1 pseudogene is annotated in these 375 nt (G+C 50.7%); it reads right to left on the bottom strand.

Annotated elements, in window-relative coordinates:
- Positions 1–375, bottom strand: a pseudogene (locus KDM89_RS20325) (trifunctional transcriptional regulator/proline dehydrogenase/L-glutamate gamma-semialdehyde dehydrogenase); the annotation flags it as partial.

Raw genomic sequence — 375 nt, 5'->3', positions numbered from 1 at the left:
CAGTGATCAGCAAACCCCAGGTCGCGGCATTCACGAACAGAGAAGGTGATTCGCCCAGATGCTTAGCCCAGTCTCCTTTACTGATTTTGTCTGCAATCAGGCGATCTGCCGTCTGATGATCCGGAATTCGCAATAAGGCCTCAGCCAGACACATCAGCGCTACGCCTTCTTCGGAAGACAAAGAAAATTCATGCATCAAAGCATCCACACCAGACGCTCTGGTACGTTGAGTACGCACCGAACTGACCAGCTTGTGTGCGAGTTTCGCAACATGTTGTTGTAAGCTGGTATGTGGATTAATCTGTGACAACAGCCATTCGACAGCCTCAGTTTCGTCACGACGGTAAGCTGCGGTGATGGCTGTTCTGAGTGTAC

The sequence above is a fragment of the Cognatundibacterium luofuense genome (assembly GCF_018139685.1).
Lineage (GTDB): Bacteria > Pseudomonadota > Gammaproteobacteria > Burkholderiales > Burkholderiaceae_D > Undibacterium > Undibacterium luofuense.
This window is presented reverse-complemented; position numbering and strand designations above follow the sequence as displayed.